This window comes from Ferdinandcohnia sp. GQ5 (assembly GCF_059759275.1).
This window is the reverse complement of record NZ_JCAXEW010000002.1, coordinates 290759-307701: the sequence shown is the minus strand read 5'-3', so window position 1 is coordinate 307701 and position 16943 is coordinate 290759. Positions and strand designations below refer to the sequence as shown.

Sequence of the window (16943 nt, the reverse complement as noted above, 5' to 3'; positions counted from 1 at the left end):
AACTAAAGGAATCTCTTAGCAAATCCTCGTTCTGAAGTACACGAATCACAAAGGTGTAAGGCGAGAAATTGTATAAATAGCTGAATTGCTTAAATGATAACCTGAATTGATGGATAAACCCCAATGATTCGGTTTTTTTTATTGCTCTATTGGCCAAATATGACTATTACTATTTTCTAATGCTGACCAAAAACACAGGTTTTTAACTGTGAGCGTTTTTTATACAATGATGTTCTTCCTTCTGAAATCCTTAAACGTGGATAGTCAATTCGTGTATAAGATTCAACTTTTCTTATCAACTTAAGTAATATACAAATTAGAAGAAGGTGTATTATGTCGACGAAGAATATTTATCGGTCAATCACCATCATTTCTTTAAGCATGGCCTTAATCCTAATGTCATCGTGTAATCAGTTACAAGGAAAAGAGGAACATAATAATGAGAAAACTCCTCGTGAAGTATTAGGTTTCTATACTGAACAGGAAGGAACATATCCAGGGTCTCAACCTACAGTTAACGCTCAATTCGACAGTTTGAGCATCATTGCACCGTTTTGGTATAAGCTTGATGATAAACGTCCAGGCAATCTTTTAGATTCCGTTACATCAGATCATAAAAGAAAGGTTATTGAGAGTGCTCATGATAAAAACCTGAAGGTATATATGGTTGTACATAATCTCTTCTATGAAACTTTGGAGAAGGGCAAGCAGGTAGCGAGTAATGTACTTAATAACGATAAAAACCAGAATGTTTTTATTCAGAACCTACGAGATGAAATGGATCAGTTTAAATATGATGGCATTAATATCGATATGGAAAATTTGAATTTGACTGACAGAGATTCCTTTAGTCTGCTGATTAAAAAGCTGTCTGATGCTCTGCATCGTGATGGAAAAGAAGTTACTGTTTCAGTCCCAGCAAACACAGGTGATTCCCGTGCTAATCCCTGGTCACCGTGGTTTGATTATGAAAAACTCGGTCTATATTCTGATTCGTTAATGATTATGACATACGATGAACACAACCCAAGAACAAACCCCGGTTCAACAGCATCAGTCGATTGGACCGAAGCAACAATTCGTTATGCTTTGAAACAGGGAGTACCACCATCAAAAATTTTACTGGGGATTGCAGGTTATGGATGGGATTGGGATACAACAGCAAACAAAGCCGTGTATAGCTCCTATGTACAGATTATGGATCTGAAAGAAAAATATAAAGCAAAAATTCTATGGGACTCTCGTTCACAAACACCTTATTTCAGTTACGTAGATAAAGAACAACACAACCACCAGGTATGGTTTGAGAATAGCGATAGCCTAAGGTTTAAGCTAAACCTTGTTGAAAAATATAATTTACGGGGAATCGGGATTTGGCGACTAGGCTTAGAAGACCCAATGTACTGGACAACCATACCCGAGAAAATAAAAGTAAAAAAGGAATAGAGTGGTTATCCCATTCCTGAATATGCGTACTAAAACAAGGAATGTTTCAGGTGGAATCGAATTCGACCTAACGAGGACAAGAACCAAAGATTAAGCTGCCGATTATTCTTGGCAGCTTTTCTTATTTAGCTAACGGGCAAGCTACTTGAAGTAGGGTTTACAATTTACATTGAACAATATTAAACCCTAACACATACATGGAGGGTAATGGGACAGAAGTTGAGGAATGAATATTTTAAAACAAATAGGTAATACTTTTAAAATATTTAAAATAATAAAAATAATAATTGGATTATTTTTCGTTCTATGTTAATTTCAAGAGGAGGTGAATAAAATGGGATTTAGATCCAAGAATATTTTTATCAATTTACCAGTAAAAGATGTGAAAAATTCTACCAACTTTTTGACGGAGATCGGCTTTGAGTTAAATCCACAATTCAGCGATGAGAACACATCCAGTATAGTCATCAATGACAATATCTTCGCGTTAATCATGACTGAGGAACGTTTCAGAGAGTTTAGTAAAAAAGAAATTGTGGATACCACTACTTTCTCCGAAGCGATTTTTTGCTTATCGGCTGAAAGTCGAGAGCAAGTGGACGAGTTGGTAAATAAGGCGCTTTCAGCAGGAGGCAAAACCAATAGCGAGCCTCAAGATCATGGATTTATGTATGGATGGGGTTTTCAGGACTTAGACGGTCATTTATGGGAAGTCGTTTATATGGATGAAAGTGCATTTTGATCTGGGGTAAACTTTTGGTAAAGAGTTAGTTTTTTAGGTTTTATATTTTAAGGAAAGATACCTTACCAGGTATCTTTTTTTGATTTATATATGAATAGAAATAGGTGAAATAATGTATTTAAAGTAACGGGTGCGTTTCTTAAAGAAGGAGATCACCCCCTTTTTATTGAAGTATAGATGCAGGTTTGTTTAATAATGGGGGAGATACGAGATGGAAGGGAATAAAGTAAAAAAGCAACTTATAATGGGCTTTATATTGTTTGGAGTTTTGCTTATATCGGGAAGTATACAAGTTATTTTTTCCCCATTTAACTTTGTTAGAAGTGTATCGCTATTTGTGGTTATTGGAAGTTCATTATCTTTAGGTGCATTTATTAGGGAATTATTTATTATTAAAAGGACAATAAAGCCAAATCAATAAATTAAACTTTTTTATCAAGTAACAGGTAGCATTAGCAGCTCAGAACCAACTCTTTTTCAATTATTGGGGGAAGGTTACTTGAAGTAGAGGAAAAGAGATATATTATCGAATATTTGATTAATTAGGGGGAAGTTTGATGGCTGATGAAATATTTGAAAACCCAAGACTTGCTTATTTATGACCCATTTGATCCTGACCGTTCTGATTTAGATGCTTACGAGTCTATGATAAATGAGTTTGGAGCCAGTTCTGTACTTGACATTGGTTGTGGAACAGGAACTTTTGCTTGTCGTTTAGCCGCCAAAGGCATAGAGGTTATTGGACTAGAGCCAGCCGAAGCGTCACTAATGGTGGCAAAAACAAAACGTTGGTCTGACCGTGTTAAATGGATTCACGGTAATGCTCTTGACCTTCCGGAATTAAAGGTTGACCTTGTAACCATGACTGCTAACGTTGCTCAGGTTTATTTAACCGATGAAGAGTTGAAGGCGACACTGCTGGTAATTCGAGAGGTATTACTTCCGGGTGGAAGATTCGTGTTTGAAACACGGAAACCTGAGTCACAGGCTTGGTTAGAATGGAACAAGGAGAACACATACCAAAGGGTTGATGTACCTAAATGCGGTGTTGTAGAGGGATGGGTAGATGTTATAGATGTGCGAGACTCCTTGGTGTCTTTTCAATGGACTTATATTTTCGAGAACGATGGTGCCATTATTACTTCAATTTCCACTTTGCGATTTAGAAGTTTTAAGGAAATTTCTCAAACTCTTAGAGAAGTAGGATTATCTGTGGAAGAGGTTAGAGAAGCTCCTGACCGCCCAGGACGTGAGTATGTTTTTATTACAAGTCGCCAATAAAAAAACCTTAAACATTTTTTTGACCTTTGTTTTGGTAAGAAATATAATCAATAAATTCAAGTAAATTAGTAGTTAATTTTCAAGTAAGGGTGCAATAGTTGAGGATCAAAGCTGGCATAAGGGAATTTCTTTCTTGTTGTACTAAGCCATCTATTAGACGAAAGTCTTCATATATGTGTTTGATATTTACCAGGGGGTTTCAAATGATCATTTTATTAAGTGTGATTGGTTTAATTCTGGTATTTGTATTTATTGACTACTATATAACTGGAGTAACCAAATATATATTATAGGTTCTAATATTAGCAGCAGTTTCGCTATACAACGAAAATAAAAATCGTGAACATAAGAAAACGAAGGAAAGTAATAATTAAACAAAAAGAATAGATAGTTCAATAAGAAATAAGGAAGTCCCCATTGAGGACTTCCTTATTTTTGAGTATTTATCAACATTAAAATTGAACAGAGCCTTATCACTTGTAAGTGAACGTAGTGCTAAGATCCACCATACACTCGTTTCAATTTTCCTTTCTTCATCGATTGGTATTAGCTCTAATAATACTTCTTCTACTGCTGAGCTTATCCTCCACTAATAATAAAATAATACTTGGTAATTATAAGATTATAAGGGATGATCAACCATATCATGGTGAAAACAATCTTACACCTAGAGTCAAAGTGAAAGGTTGAAAGACAATATTTCCTAAAATAAGCTACTGTAAAAAACAAGGTGTGAACGTAACAAACATTGGTATACAACGCTTATTTCATATATACGACTACCCAATAAAGGGGAGTACAATAATGGACATACATGGTAAACAAAAATTAAGTAAGAAAACCTCACAATCCAATAATAAACATACAGCCCCAAAAAATAGCCAACCTATAAGCAAAAATATAATAGAGAATGAACACTTATTTAAAAATATTTTTAATAATTGTTCGGACATCATGTTTCGTGAAGTGAAAATTCATAGTCAAGTTATACTACTATTTATATATGTTGACGGTATGGTTGATACGGAGATCATTACTACAAACGTTTTGGAACCTTTGCTATATGATGGCTTACCTCAGGGGTTAGGCGGGATTGAAAGTCTTGAACAAGTGCTGGAACAGGAGCGTTTTTCAGTTTTACAAACAAAAAAGCTTTCTGATGTTGAGGAAATAACGGAGTACATTTTAAAGGGGAACCTTGCCATATTTGTAGATGGAGAAGGCAATGCATTACTAGCAGATGTCAAAAAGTTTGAAACCAGAAGTATAGAGGAACCTTCTACTGAAGCATCCTTAAGGGGCTCAAAAGAGAGTTTCACAGAGAACTTGAGGACAAATACCATGTTACTGCGAAGGATAATTGTATCGCCGAAGCTAAAGGTTGAGTCATTAAAGATTGGTAAAATGACTAAGACTGATATAGCTGTAATGTATATAGAGGGAATTGTTTCAATATCTGTTCTGAATGAAGTTCGTAAAAGATTAAAGCAAATACAAATCGATGAAATTCTAGAATCGGGATATGTTGAAGAATCCATAGAAGATAATCATTTCTCACCTTTTCCACAAATTCTGAATAGTGAGCGTCCTGATGTTACTTCTTCCGGATTACTTGAAGGCAAAGTGGTGATATTGACCAACGGCTCCCCATATTCACTAATTGTTCCGATGACATTTTGGAATGGATTACAAGCAACCGACGATTATAGTGAACGGTTTTTGTTTGTAACGATGATTCGTTGGGTTCGCTATATATTTACTATCTTTTCGATAATTTTTCCTTCTATATATATAGCCTTAACCAATTATCATCAGGAAATGGTTCCACCAGATTTGATGCTCAATATTGCAGTTTTACGAGAGCGTTCCCCCTTCCCGACATTAATTGAAGTCTTTTTGATGGAGTTCATGTTTGAAGGGTTACAGGAGGCAGGAATCCGGTTACCCAAACAAATTGGTCCACTTGTAAGCATCGTTGGCGCTTTGGTAATTGGAGAGGCGGCAGTTAGCGCAGGGATTATTTCCGCACCTGTTGTCATTATCGTTTCAGCTGCAGGAATCGCATCATTTATCATTCCGCGTTACAGCTTCGGGTTCCCTATGCGAATGTTAAGATATCCAATAATGATACTTGCAGGAGTCTTCGGTCTATTTGGGATCGCAGTTGGAATTATTGCGGTTCTAATTCACCTAATTAATCTTAAATCATTTGGGACTCCTTATCTAACTCCAGTGTCTCCGCGTAATAAACATGGACTTAAAGACGTACTGTTGCGATGGCCTCGAGAGCGAGTTAATAAGGGGTGAATTACTCATGAAGAGAATAGGTAGATGCATTATTGTGTTACTCTTAATATTATTTAGTACAACTGGCTGCTGGAACCTAAAGGAACCAAATCAACTTGCATTTTTTACAGGGAATGGTTTGGATTTAACCGAAGATGGAAAGCTAGAAGCGACCGTACTCATAGTGACACCTGCAGGCATTGGTGGTGGGCAATTTAGTAGTGGAGATAAAAAAAAGGGTTACCAAGTAGTAAGTGCTACTGGAAAAAACGTTTCAGACGCAATAACTAACATACAGTCAAAGCTCTCACGACATGTGTTTCCTGGTCATCGTGATATTTTTCTTGTTGGTCAACGACTGGCTGATCAGGGAATAGGTGAAACAATCGATCCGTTCCTACGAAATGCACATTCAGATTTACGATCTTTAATATACTTGGTGAAAGATGCTAAACCAGAGGAGATTTTCTCTATTGAACCGTTTTTTGACCAATTTATAACAACATCCCTTTCTGATGAACAAACAGCCATAGGGATAAAGCCTTATCTAGCCCGTGAATTTGTGATAGATGTATTAAGTGAGGGAACACAGCCACTAATGCCGGTGGTTAGTTTAAATCCTCAAAATCACTATAATTTCGACGGATCTGCCATTTTTAATAAAGAGGATAACGTAAAATTGGTGGGTTTCTTAAATAAAAAGGAAACATTCTATGCAAATTGGGTAAAGGACAGACTATCAAGTCATACCCTAACTTCATTCATAAACCAAGGGGATGGAACAATAAGTATAACCTTAGGTTCATTCAAACGACATATTACTGTGAAAGAGGTCGATGAAGAAATACATATTGACCTTCGTCTTAGTGGAAAAGGAACAATTATCGAAAACAGTACGAACTTAGACCCATCCAAAGGGGTTGACCTTAAACTTATAGAAGATGAACTTGAGAAAATAACTCAGAAAGCGATAGAAAAGCAAATTAAAATGGTGCAGAAGAAATACAAAATGGACATCTATGGGTTTGGAGAAAGTGTTCATCAACAATACCCTAAACAGTGGAAAACCATAAAGCATAATTGGAGTGAACATTTTTCCCAACTTCATGTTTCTGTCAATGTAGACCTTACATGCAATAATCCAGGGCAAGCTAATTGGTCTATTTATCCTTAAAAATGGTTGCCCATTTAATTTCAAAAAGGAGTGGCAAGGACTTATGAAGTTGACAGGAACCCAAATTGTTTGGATTTTGGCAACTACTGAAATTGTTGCAATGATATCGCTAAAAATTACGCCAACAATCCAGATTGCTAAACAAGATGCATGGCTTTCGATGATAGCTGGGGGTTTAATTGGTCTGATCTTAGCCTTTCTGTTTGTTCATCTTAGCACTCTGCATCCAAACCAAACATTGATTCAATTTAGCCAAAAACTGCTAGGCAAAGGCATAGGGAGATTAGTTGCTCTCCCATTTCTAGTAGCATGGTTTATACTGCCTGCTGTTTTACTCCGTTCATTTGCAGACTTTATTCATCTAATTCTTCTAGATAGAACACCAGTTTGGATAATCATGTTATTACTAACTATCCTGATGACTTATCTGACCTATTCGGCAGGTATTACGGGAATCGGTCGATTTTGCGAAATAGTTGGGCCACTTATAATTTTTACATTAATGATTAGCTTCATTTTAAATATACAAGACATAGAGTGGCATCATTTATTACCTGTTTATTTTGATTCAGGATGGGTTAATATTTTGAAAGGTTCACTCGGTCCTGCTTTTTGGTTTCCGGGTCCTTTCATCTTATTGGTCATTATTTCATTTGTTCAGAAGCCTCGAAAAGCATTTTCGAAATCTTTATTGGGAGTAGTCATTACCATTTTCATGGTTTTAACTGCTACACTAATGGTGCTATTGATTTTGGGGCCGAATTTATCAGCAAAAATACGGTTTTCTTACTTTGTTTTCGTGAGAAATACTGATATTTTAGATTTCATTCAAAACATTGATGTATTCATTATGTTTATTATGGTTTTCGGTGTGGTAGCACAATTATCATTATATTTTTTTATTGCAAGCTATGAAATTGCAAATTGGTTCCAAATGAAAAATTGGCGAAGAAATATTTTTTACGGGGCACCCGCAATTTGTATAATAGCCATTTTGATACCAGATGAGACCACAATCGTATCATTTGACCAATTTTGGACAAATGTTGCATTTCCTGTATGTGGCATATTAATCCCACTTATCTTATGGATTACTACTGTAATTAAACAAAAAAGCAAGACCTGATGTTGGTGCATTCACCTTCTCTGCAAAAGAATCTAAACGCAGTGGGGTGACATGCACCATTTTTTTTTTGAGGCATTGCATTTACAACTAGTTAATATAAAGTCCTATCTCTTAATATGTGATAGATTATTTGAGTAAAACTAGTGTCAGCAGAGTTTTGATTGACCAAATTTCCATTTTTCTTTAACCGTAACTTGTATGGCACGAATCGATATGAAACAACGTTATATTTCATGGTGGTATAGAACAGTCAAGTTAACTATTAGAGTAGTATGTTATGGATTTAAATTAATAAGAGATTGTCACGAAATGAAGCATGGTGTCGTTATATAGTTGAGTGGGATTAAAAGGGGAGGTGGAGTCGAGAATAGAGGTAGAGACAAAGATTGAAAGACCCAATAGAATATTCGTTATGCAAATAAGTTATATAGTCTAGCATTTAAATCAAAAAAGGAGAGAGGTAAAATCGTTATGACACAACGTATAAATTACATGCAACAATCACCAGAATTTTTCCACAAGATGATGGAACTTAGTAATGCAGAGATGGAAAGTTCAATTGAGGAGCATATCCTTCATCTCGTTCACATTAGAGCTTCACAAATAAATGGCTGTGGTTTTTGCCTAGATATGCATATTAAACAGGCCAAGATTCATGGTGAGAGTGAACTTCGCCTTTATCATATACCAATTTGGCGTGAATCGAATCTATTTAGTCCACGCGAACGGGCTTGTCTTACATGGACCGAGATTTTGACTAAGCTACCTGAGGGAGGAGTTCCTGATGACATTTTTGAACGTGTTAGTGAGCAGTTGTCAGAAAAAGAAATATCAGACCTCACATTCTCAATAATGGCTATCAATGCTTGGAATCGCATTAATGTCGCATTCAAAACAATACCAGGTTCTGCAGACAAAGCATTTGGATTGACTAAAGCGGGCCTATGAACTCAATATGCGTGGTCCCTTGCCATACGTTTATATATATGAAATTTATTAATTAGAATTTGTTGACATCATAGCTACCAATTTTGGACAAAGGTTATATGATTAAGAAGTGTCCAAGCTAATATATTGGTATGAACAATAAAGACCTGTAAGATTTACACTTTTTTAGTTTCATCTTACAGGTCTTTGTTTTAAACATAAAATTTATTAAATTTCTAAATGCTTTAATTTGTCGGGGTTTCGGACAATATATAAGTTGCGAATCAAATTTCCCTCTACATGAAATATACCTACCGTATGAATACCTTCACTTGAAGCAAGAATAAATGCTGGTTGATTGTTAATTTGTCTAATTTCAATATGTGGAGTTCCCTCAGAAATTGAAGCTTGGCGTACAGGGCCAAGCAGAAAGCGAGCAACGAGATCTCTTGTTACAATTGGCTCGATCGCGGCCTTTACTTTACCTCCACCATCTGAGACTAGTACAACATTTGGATCAAGCTTAGAAAGAATTTGATTCATATTCCCCTGTTTGAGTGCTATAACAAAATCATAAACTAACTCTTTTGAAGTATTTTCTGTATGCACGAGTTCCTCAGAGGTAATACCCATTTTTGAACTCGCACGACTAAAAATTTTACGACAGTTTACCTCGCTTTTTTCAATGAGTACCGCAATTTCATTATAGTTAAAGCCGAGTGCCTCACGAAGGACAAATACCACACGCTCTGTTGGTGATAGCCTTTCTAGAAGCACAATCATGGCATAAGATAATAAATCGTCACGCAAGACTGGCTCCATTGGATCATCATTAGAACTATACAAAGGTTCTGGTAGCCATTCTCCATAATATTGTTCTCGCTTAATTCGCGCCGATTTTAGTAAATCCCGACAACGATTTGTTACCATTTTACAAAGATAGGCTTTAGGTTGAGTCAACTTCTCTGTTGGTACGTCATATAACTTTAAAAAAACGTCTTGCACAACATCCTCAGCATCATGAACTGAACCTGTCAGTTGATAAGCGAGTTTAAATAGCAATCCCTTATATTGATTGTACATTTCTTGCATCTTTTCACATCCGTTCGCATATTGTAAGTGCTTATTTATAGTAAGGGCTACAAAAATAAAACGAGCTAAAGAAAATTTTGTGACAAAGACTAGTGTTGCTCAATAATGCGTATTTACCATTTTCTAATATGTGTATTACTCCACAAAGAATTCAAGTTAAATATTTTTGTAAGACCCAACCTGTTTTGAAACTATCATCGTATTGTTTGTAAGTAACATGCGATTGCACAAGCTAATTAGCCTGGGAAATGTTTTTTCCAAGTTTATATTTTTATGCGATGGGGGATGCCTATAAGGATGATGGAGGAACTTAAGAAAGCTATTCTTTAATACTCTTTGGTTTTCTGCATAGCTCGTCACAATTCACCGACTTTCTATTGTTTGGAGTTTTAGTTGGAGCTCCCCTAGGTTGTCTATAATTCTTGGATTGATTGTTGGGATGAAAATAAGAAATTTAACTTAACGGGTGCGTTGATCCAAGAAGGATTACGGACCTTTTTGTTGAAGTATTTAAACTAACAGGGCAGTATTGTAGAAAAGTGTTATTTCAATTTAAAATTGCGAATAAAACTTTTGAAGTATATGATCCTGAACGAATTGTTCTTGTAGAAGGTAATTCGGTATCATCATTTTTTTAAAAAAATATAATAAATTTAAAGAAATACAAAGTCGATGTCTTTGAAAATAAAGTTTCTGACAAACTATGGATAGCAATTGTGACTGGAATTTTTATTCTTGAATAATACGTGATAGTCATAATAACTTTCGAGGCAGGATAATTGTATAAAGAAGATTGAAAGGACTGTAATGCACAAAAAAGGGAGGTATAAAAGGTGGACATATTATTCTGGATAACGATTGGTTTCATAATCATCGGATTTGTTGTTCTCACTTCTATGAAAAAAGGTATGGAAAGTAAGCTCGCTTTTATAACAGCAAATATGGAAGACGAGGGAAGTTCAAAAAAAGCAAAATCCATCATTTGGTGGATAATGAGTACCACAGCTTGGGGAATAGTGAGTATGATACTGATTATTTGGTGGTTTCATAATCACTTTGGATAACTGTGAGTTTCAGATATACTTAAAAGCGGTTTTTTTGTCATAAAATTTCCTATATCTTCCTCTGATTTGGAAATTTCCTATAATTTCCTCTCGTAAGTGATATAATACTAATGGACTAGGTGGATAGGGGGGGATTTAGTGAGTGAAGGAACTGTAAACGTTAATCAGAATAATGTAGCACAAACAGAAAGCAATTCATATTTTGATGGAGGATTGCTTCAGTACATTGGTTGGTCAATTTTAGGATTCTTAGTTACAGTCTGCACCTTTGGAATTTGCTATCCTTGGGCAATTACAATGATCTTGGGATGGAAAACTAGGCATACTGTCATCAATGGAAGAAGGTTAAAATTCACTGGTTCAGCAATAGGATTATTTGGGAATTGGATTAAATGGTGGATATTAACGATTATTACTTTAGGAATATATAGTTTTTGGTTATTTATTGCTATGGAAAAATGGAAAACGAAACATACTGTATTTGAAAATTAATGACAAAACAGCCCCCTTCTATAAGAGAGGGCTTTTTCTATATTAATTAATCACCATTTTTAGTTCAACAAACTAGTATTTCAGCTTGGGATTCAACAAATGGGTGCCTTGATCTAAGAAGGATTAAGGCACTTTATGTTGAAGTTATTGTACTAACGAAGCATTTAGTGGAATACAAAGTGAGGAGTTAAAAAATGGGGTATGATTGGAAAACGTGTCCTTCTGATATTAAGAATTTTATCTATAATTTTAAAGAAGGAATTAAAGAAGTCGTAAATGACAACTTCGTAGGTTTTTATTTACACGGTTCTTTAGCTATGGGAGGCTTTAATCCAAAATGCAGCGACATAGATGTTTTGGTTGTAACTAACAAACAAATGATAGTAGAGCAAAAAAGAAATCTAGCATACTTGTTTCTAAATTATTCTAATTTTCCATATCCAGTCGAAATAAGTATCCTAAATAAAGAACATTTGATGGACTGGCAGCACCCCTGCCTCTATGATTTTCATTATAGTGAGTTTTGGAGAAAACAGTATGAAGATGAACTGATGCACAATACATATAAATATATAAACGAAGACAATAGTAACACAGATACGGATTTAGCAGCCCACGTAACCATTACTAATCAAAGGGGTATATGTTTAGAGGGAGAGCCAATTAGCGAGGTATTTCCTGTTGTCCCAAAAACTGATTATAGATCATCCATAATAGGTGATTATCGGGAGTGTTTGAAGAATATCGAAAAAGATCCAATTTATTGTTCATTAAACCTAATCAGGGTTTATTGGTATTTAAAAGAGGAAGTTATTTCTTCAAAAATAGAGGCTGGAAATTGGGGATTAACAAATTTACCAAAGGAATTAGGAAGCACAGTTAGAAAGATAATTGAAAGTTATGTAGGGGAGAACACTACCGACCTCTTTAATAAAGAAGAACTTATATTTTTAAGGAATTATATTTCAGATAGAGTGCAAGAGTTATTGAACTAATGTGTGCGTTGATCCAAGATGGATTAAGGCAGTTTTTTGTCGGATTTATCTAACTACCGACTAATTAATAAAAAAAGATTAGCTAAAGGGGGAATTACAATGGAAAAGGTACTTATTCTTGGTGCAAGCGGTCTTGTAGGAAGAGCTTTAATTGATGAATTTAAAGAGGACTTTGAAGTATATGGAACATACTCTTCTTCATTGACGAGCCTTTCAGACGATATGCAATTCCAATTGGAAGTGCAACATGTCGACAAGATGAGGCAAATTATACGTTCAATTAAACCTGACGTAGTAATTTCGTGCCTAAGAGGAAATTTTAATCACCAGCTCCAGTTTCATAAAGAATTGGCTATGGAGTTAAGGAATAGCAGTAGTCGTTTGTATTTTTTTTCTACCACAAATGTTTTTGATGGGGACTGGTCAAAACCACATACTGAAAGAGATATCCCGATTTCCGAATCTGATTATGGGAAATTTAAAATAGAATGTGAAAATATGCTACAAGAGATTTTAAATGAGCGAGTGATAATTATCCGAATCCCAGCGATATGGGGTAAGGATTCTCCAAGATGGAACTTAATCATAGATAGCATAAAACAAAATAAAATGATTGATGTGTATAGTAATTTAGTATGCAACAATCTTTTGGATGTTCTGTTAGCAAGACAATTGCGGTTCATTATTGAAAATAAGCTAGAAGGCATTTTTCACTTAGCTTCAGAAGATATGATATCTCAGGGACAATTCTTTGAACAAATCATAAGTAAACTTGCAAGTGAAAAGAATATTTTGCGATATAGCTTTTTTCAAGGTAATGAGGACACACTTTATTTTGCACTGAAATCAATTCGTGAAGATATGCCCGACTCTCTGCAGTGCAAGAATAAAGATATTATTTCTTACTTACTAGGGGAAATGAACGTTTGAAGTAAACAACAAACGGGTGCGTTAATCCCAGAAGGATTACCCACCTTTTTTGTTGACTACTTTATTGAATTAACGGCCCAGTTTAGTTGAATTAGCTTTCCTGTTTGAATTCTTAAAAGAAATATAAAATAGAAACAAAGTTTGCTTCATTATAATGGAACCATTTATATGAAGTTGTATTTATTCCTTAAATCATTATACATTTTTAGATTTATCCTTATCTAATTTAGCATAGCTCTCAATCTTTGTAACCGAATAAGCTGCATAGTAAAAAGTTAAAAAAATAATAAAATCATACAAAGTGGACCAATTCTTAGGGTTGTAAAAATCGATGGCATTAAAGAAATTCATACCTCCAAATGCGGCAATTGCAGAGAATAAGATCCCCTTTAACAAGGGATTCATTTTTGGTTTAATTTGTAGAGCTAACATTACTGCAACGGGTGCTAAAGAAAAGTGATAGGGTAAAAAGAGAAATGGTGCAAGTGGTATGATTATCATAGGGTATGACCAGAGTCCTAAAGATAAGGCAGCAAGATCTACTGTAAGTGATAATAAAATAGTTAGTATGCCGCCTAAAAGGAGACGTCCCGTGCTATCTTTCTTCCTGAACCTAAACCAAACAATCCATGGAACAATAAATAGTGCGATACCAAACCACCATTCCCATGTTAAGAGAAATTCTTCTGTTACTGTTTTTGCAAATAAAGAACTAATCTCAGTCAACTGATTATAAGCTTTTTCTGATTGGGCGATCCCCTTCTCATATGCCAATTCCAAAACACCTCCATAAACAAGTAATAATATATTTCCATTGGTTGAGTCAGATTATTACATAAAATGATTTCTTATTGTGCTAAAGTGTGCATTGATCCAGGTAGGATTTAGGCATTTTCTTTTTAAATTATTAAACTAACCAGGCAGTTTAGTTTAAGAAGACTATAATACGAAATGGAACTTCCAATTATTAGAGAGTTCCATTTTTTTATTAATATCAACCATTTTGTGTAATCTATGTGGATATATCTGTAAAGTGTTCCTCTTATATTGAAATACGAAAATCCTATTGTTATGGTATTTTTGAAATATGGCTATGTATCGCAATGTACGGAAGGAGGTTGCAAATTGAAAATCAAACTTGACATTAGTAATGACCGTTATGATGAAATCAAATCTGCACTCGAAGAACGAGGAATTAAAATAGATGATACTGCCGACTTCGTATTAAGTGAAACCAACTGCTACATTGATAATTTGACCGTGAGAGAAAAAGGAACAAATGCGCGGATTATATTATCGGTAGAGGACATTGTATGTATCGAATCGTTCGGTCATGCAATTGAGGTTCAAACGCAAGACGCACAGTATCTAGCTACCGATCGATTATACCGAATTGTCAGTTTGCTTGACCCAACAAAATTTTTGCGTATAAGTAACTCTGTTGTAATTGCAAGGAATAAGGTTAAACGAATTACACCTACTCTTTCGTCAAAGTTTATCCTAAAAATGATTAATGGTAAACGTGTTGATGTAACAAGAAGTTATTACTACATCTTCAAAGAGTATTTCGGAATATAGAGGAGGCAATTACATGGTTTTTCCTATTTATTTTCTCGCACTGTTTGTAATATTAATTATTTTTGTTGCTACCGTTATTGTATATTTTCAAGTCTATCAACGACATATCAATAGGGCTTTAGGAGCAACCGAGGGCAAGATAATATCAATGGTTCCTCCATATAGAGTCGCTATTGTAATGACCATAATAGTTTTACTCATTGGCCTATTTATTAGCTATTTTGCAGGATATGCTAATGCGTATAAAGATAATGAAGAAGACGCATGGGTAATGTCACATTCTGATATTCAGACATTCTATGCAGAAGTAAAAGAAATTGGCGAGAACTCTTTAGTAGTTGAAGGTATTTCCCTCAATGATGAGAATTTTCGAGGTGAGTTTCAATATGATGTATGGGGAGAAGTGAGCATATATCGGCAGGATACTCTTATCCAGCTTTCTGATTTGTCAGAAGGTAATTTGATTTCGATCACTCTATTCACCGACCGCACAGGCATTACAAATATCTTTAAAATTCAGCTATTAGGCTGACAAAAGTAACCTTGGCAATGAGAATTTAGGAATGAATAAATTTTTGGGCATTCCTTCATTTTGAAATTGAAAATCTTAACAAGCTATTTGTGCAATATAAATAGTGATTTAGATGAAGATCAATTAATTAATACTTTCAGTCATGACTAATATTGAGTTTACTGGTGATGAGAAGTTTCTGTCCGTTTGGGTATTATTTTTCTTCATTATGATTTTTTCGGTGTTTAATGTTGGATTATTTACGTAAAAATACATTGAAACCAAAAAAAGTAATAATCTTTTCAATTAAAGGGTGCGATGATTCAAGAAGGATTATCGCTTATTTTTGTTGAAGTTATTGAACTAACGGTGCATTTACTTGAAAAAGGATTTCTGTCATTGTGGAGTAAGGGTATATTTTATTGAGGTGATAAAATGTCGATAAAAGGACTTAATCATTTTTTATTTTCAGTTTCTGATTTAGAAGATTCTATTGAGTTTTATAAAAATGTTTTTGATGCTAAGTTGATAGTAAAAGGGAGAAACACTGCATACTTTGATTTAGATGGAATGTGGTTTGCACTTAATGTAGAGAAAAATATACCTCGTAATGAAATAAACCAATCCTATACACATATAGCATTTTCAATTGAAGAAGAAAAGTTTGATGAAATGAACGAGAAACTAAAGAGATTGAATGTAAACATTTTATCAGGTCGTCTAAGAGATGAAAGAGATAAGAAGTCCATTTATTTTACGGACCCAGATGGTCATAAATTTGAATTTCATACAGGTACACTACAAGATAGATTGAAATACTACAAACAGGAAAAAACACATATGGAATTTTTCGATTAGAAAGGATTTCTTATTCAATATACGGGTGCAAGAGTTTAAGAATGGCAGCTTCTTTGCCAGGTTTTTAGGTTATTCTAGTATCGAGGCAGTTAGTAGAAAAGTATAATATAGGAGGGGAATATAAAATGAAATGCACATTGTACTAATAATTTGGATTGTGGTGTCTCATATAAAGTTATAATACGTAAGTACCAGGGGGGAGTGCAATGCAATTTTATGACAGACCACTTAAGGCATATTTATTTAACGATTTAAGTGCTGTTGAAGAACACGACGGAGAACTCATTTATTTTTTTAAAAAGGGTTATGTTACAGTACTTGGCGAGTTTGAACATGAGAAATATGACGGAGGTACAGCTTGTATGATTTTTAATCAGGAAGCTGTTATTTCTGTATCAAAAAAAATGTTGCGGTTTGTTGATGATAACCTATCGTGAAAAA

General features: G+C 34.7%; 18 protein-coding genes. 16 read left to right on the top strand and 2 right to left on the bottom strand.

Features of this window, described 5'->3' with window-relative positions; all coding sequences use genetic code 11:
• Positions 1-333: 333 nt before the first annotated feature.
• The 8 genes from AC6CHV_RS03500 to AC6CHV_RS03465 all read left to right on the top strand — a co-directional run bounded on the left by AC6CHV_RS03500 (position 334) and on the right by AC6CHV_RS03465 (position 9003).
• Positions 334-1446 (top strand): glycosyl hydrolase family 18 protein, encoded by a 1113-nt coding sequence (locus AC6CHV_RS03500; protein ID WP_341331300.1) that lies wholly within the window; start codon positions 334-336, stop codon positions 1444-1446.
• Positions 1447-1780: 334 nt separating this feature from the next.
• The gene (locus AC6CHV_RS03495) at positions 1781-2188 is read left to right on the top strand and encodes a VOC family protein (protein WP_121448011.1); all 408 of its coding nucleotides are present in this window, start codon (positions 1781-1783) and stop codon (positions 2186-2188) included.
• A 211-nt stretch (positions 2189-2399) separates the two neighbouring features.
• Positions 2400-2609 (top strand): hypothetical protein, encoded by a 210-nt coding sequence (locus AC6CHV_RS03490; RefSeq protein ID WP_121448010.1) that lies wholly within the window; start codon positions 2400-2402, stop codon positions 2607-2609.
• Between the two features lie 143 nt (positions 2610-2752).
• Positions 2753-3469, top strand: coding sequence for a class I SAM-dependent methyltransferase (locus tag AC6CHV_RS03485; RefSeq protein WP_341331301.1), 717 nt, complete (start codon positions 2753-2755; stop codon positions 3467-3469).
• Positions 3470-4273: 804 nt separating this feature from the next.
• Positions 4274-5776 (top strand): spore germination protein, encoded by a 1503-nt coding sequence (locus AC6CHV_RS03480; protein WP_121448008.1) that lies wholly within the window; start codon positions 4274-4276, stop codon positions 5774-5776.
• Positions 5777-5783: 7 nt separating this feature from the next.
• On the top strand, positions 5784-6929 hold the full coding sequence (locus AC6CHV_RS03475) for a Ger(x)C family spore germination protein (protein WP_165918228.1): 1146 nt from the start codon (positions 5784-5786) through the stop codon (positions 6927-6929).
• 43 nt (positions 6930-6972) lie between these two features.
• Positions 6973-8055: an endospore germination permease gene (locus tag AC6CHV_RS03470; protein WP_121448006.1), complete on the top strand. Its 1083-nt coding sequence runs from the start codon at positions 6973-6975 to the stop codon at positions 8053-8055.
• A gap of 471 nt (positions 8056-8526) precedes the next feature.
• On the top strand, positions 8527-9003 hold the full coding sequence (locus AC6CHV_RS03465; protein ID WP_121448005.1) for a carboxymuconolactone decarboxylase family protein: 477 nt from the start codon (positions 8527-8529) through the stop codon (positions 9001-9003).
• 207 nt (positions 9004-9210) lie between these two features.
• Here the strand turns inward: AC6CHV_RS03465 and sigJ are convergent, their stop codons facing one another.
• On the bottom strand, positions 9211-10074 hold the full coding sequence (sigJ, locus tag AC6CHV_RS03460) for an RNA polymerase sigma factor SigJ (protein ID WP_121448004.1): 864 nt from the start codon (positions 10072-10074) through the stop codon (positions 9211-9213).
• An 833-nt stretch (positions 10075-10907) separates the two neighbouring features.
• Here sigJ and AC6CHV_RS03455 point away from each other — a divergent pair.
• The 4 genes from AC6CHV_RS03455 to AC6CHV_RS03440 all read left to right on the top strand — a co-directional run bounded on the left by AC6CHV_RS03455 (position 10908) and on the right by AC6CHV_RS03440 (position 13555).
• Entirely contained in the window at positions 10908-11138 is a 231-nt protein-coding gene (locus tag AC6CHV_RS03455; protein ID WP_341331302.1) for a hypothetical protein, read from the top strand.
• Between the two features lie 138 nt (positions 11139-11276).
• Positions 11277-11630, top strand: a complete 354-nt coding sequence (locus AC6CHV_RS03450) for a YjgN family protein (protein WP_121448002.1) — start codon at positions 11277-11279, stop codon at positions 11628-11630.
• A 194-nt stretch (positions 11631-11824) separates the two neighbouring features.
• A complete protein-coding gene (locus AC6CHV_RS03445) occupies positions 11825-12625 on the top strand; it encodes an aminoglycoside adenylyltransferase domain-containing protein (protein ID WP_341331303.1) in 801 nt (266 codons plus the stop codon).
• A gap of 99 nt (positions 12626-12724) precedes the next feature.
• The gene (locus tag AC6CHV_RS03440; protein ID WP_341331304.1) at positions 12725-13555 is read left to right on the top strand and encodes a sugar nucleotide-binding protein; all 831 of its coding nucleotides are present in this window, start codon (positions 12725-12727) and stop codon (positions 13553-13555) included.
• 195 nt (positions 13556-13750) lie between these two features.
• On the opposite strand, the gene AC6CHV_RS03435 is transcribed toward AC6CHV_RS03440, so the two are convergent.
• Entirely contained in the window at positions 13751-14329 is a 579-nt protein-coding gene (locus AC6CHV_RS03435; RefSeq protein ID WP_341331305.1) for a CBO0543 family protein, read from the bottom strand.
• Positions 14330-14680: 351 nt separating this feature from the next.
• Between AC6CHV_RS03435 and AC6CHV_RS03430 the strand changes: the two genes are divergently transcribed.
• From AC6CHV_RS03430 to AC6CHV_RS03415, 4 genes are all read left to right on the top strand, one after another.
• Positions 14681-15133 (top strand): LytTR family DNA-binding domain-containing protein, encoded by a 453-nt coding sequence (locus tag AC6CHV_RS03430; RefSeq protein ID WP_341331306.1) that lies wholly within the window; start codon positions 14681-14683, stop codon positions 15131-15133.
• A gap of 13 nt (positions 15134-15146) precedes the next feature.
• On the top strand, positions 15147-15665 hold the full coding sequence (locus AC6CHV_RS03425) for a hypothetical protein (protein WP_341331307.1): 519 nt from the start codon (positions 15147-15149) through the stop codon (positions 15663-15665).
• 414 nt (positions 15666-16079) lie between these two features.
• Positions 16080-16502: a FosM family fosfomycin resistance protein gene (gene fosM / locus AC6CHV_RS03420; RefSeq protein ID WP_121447995.1), complete on the top strand. Its 423-nt coding sequence runs from the start codon at positions 16080-16082 to the stop codon at positions 16500-16502.
• Positions 16503-16708: 206 nt separating this feature from the next.
• Positions 16709-16939 carry a hypothetical protein gene (locus AC6CHV_RS03415; RefSeq protein WP_121447994.1) on the top strand — a complete coding sequence of 77 codons (231 nt, stop codon included), beginning with the start codon at positions 16709-16711 and terminating at the stop codon, positions 16937-16939.
• Positions 16940-16943 lie beyond the last annotated feature (4 nt).

What these genes read in the sequence shown, in the direction of transcription:
- AC6CHV_RS03500 (WP_341331300.1), top strand. Translation starts at nt 334, where the DNA reads ATGTCGACGAAGAATATTTATCGGTCAATCACCATCATTTCTTTAAGC.
- AC6CHV_RS03495 (WP_121448011.1), top strand. Translation starts at nt 1,781, where the DNA reads ATGGGATTTAGATCCAAGAATATTTTTATCAATTTACCAGTAAAAGAT.
- AC6CHV_RS03490 (WP_121448010.1), top strand. Translation starts at nt 2,400, where the DNA reads ATGGAAGGGAATAAAGTAAAAAAGCAACTTATAATGGGCTTTATATTG.
- AC6CHV_RS03485 (WP_341331301.1), top strand. Translation starts at nt 2,753, where the DNA reads ATGAAATATTTGAAAACCCAAGACTTGCTTATTTATGACCCATTTGAT.
- AC6CHV_RS03480 (WP_121448008.1), top strand. Translation starts at nt 4,274, where the DNA reads ATGGACATACATGGTAAACAAAAATTAAGTAAGAAAACCTCACAATCC.
- AC6CHV_RS03475 (WP_165918228.1), top strand. Translation starts at nt 5,784, where the DNA reads ATGAAGAGAATAGGTAGATGCATTATTGTGTTACTCTTAATATTATTT.
- AC6CHV_RS03470 (WP_121448006.1), top strand. Translation starts at nt 6,973, where the DNA reads ATGAAGTTGACAGGAACCCAAATTGTTTGGATTTTGGCAACTACTGAA.
- AC6CHV_RS03465 (WP_121448005.1), top strand. Translation starts at nt 8,527, where the DNA reads ATGACACAACGTATAAATTACATGCAACAATCACCAGAATTTTTCCAC.
- sigJ (WP_121448004.1), bottom strand. Translation starts at nt 10,074, where the DNA reads ATGCAAGAAATGTACAATCAATATAAGGGATTGCTATTTAAACTCGCT.
- AC6CHV_RS03445 (WP_341331303.1), top strand. Translation starts at nt 11,825, where the DNA reads ATGGGGTATGATTGGAAAACGTGTCCTTCTGATATTAAGAATTTTATC.
- AC6CHV_RS03440 (WP_341331304.1), top strand. Translation starts at nt 12,725, where the DNA reads ATGGAAAAGGTACTTATTCTTGGTGCAAGCGGTCTTGTAGGAAGAGCT.
- AC6CHV_RS03425 (WP_341331307.1), top strand. Translation starts at nt 15,147, where the DNA reads ATGGTTTTTCCTATTTATTTTCTCGCACTGTTTGTAATATTAATTATT.
- fosM (WP_121447995.1), top strand. Translation starts at nt 16,080, where the DNA reads ATGTCGATAAAAGGACTTAATCATTTTTTATTTTCAGTTTCTGATTTA.
- AC6CHV_RS03415 (WP_121447994.1), top strand. Translation starts at nt 16,709, where the DNA reads ATGCAATTTTATGACAGACCACTTAAGGCATATTTATTTAACGATTTA.